This is a genomic window from Aphanothece stagnina RSMan2012, from assembly GCF_046764815.1.
Classification (GTDB): domain Bacteria; phylum Cyanobacteriota; class Cyanobacteriia; order PCC-6307; family Cyanobiaceae; genus NIES-981.
Genome location: NZ_JBKOUC010000129.1, coordinates 1 through 316, shown reverse-complemented (window position 1 = coordinate 316; position 316 = coordinate 1). Strand labels below are relative to the sequence as shown.

Annotated in this window: 1 pseudogene; it reads left to right on the top strand. The window is 61.4% G+C overall.

What is annotated here, in order from left to right:
* Window positions 1–13: 13 nt before the first annotated feature.
* Window positions 14–316, top strand: a pseudogene (locus ACLNEE_RS17070) (phycocyanin subunit beta); the annotation flags it as partial.

Genomic DNA, 316 nt, shown 5'->3' with positions numbered 1-316 from the left:
CAGGAGCTCTTCAATGTTCGACGCCTTCACCAAGGTTGTAGCCCAGGCTGATGCCCGCGGCGAATTCATCAACGCTGGTCAGATCGACGCCCTCTCGGCGATGGTCGGAGACAGCTTCAAGCGCATGGACACGGTGAACCGCATCACCTCCAACGCTTCCAAGATCGTCACCAACGCCGCTCGCGATCTCTTCGATCAGCAGCCGGCTCTCATCGCCCCCGGTGGTAACGCCTACACCCACCGCCGCATGGCTGCCTGCCTGCGTGACATGGAGATCGTCCTCCGCTACGTCACCTACGCCATCTTCACCGGTGAC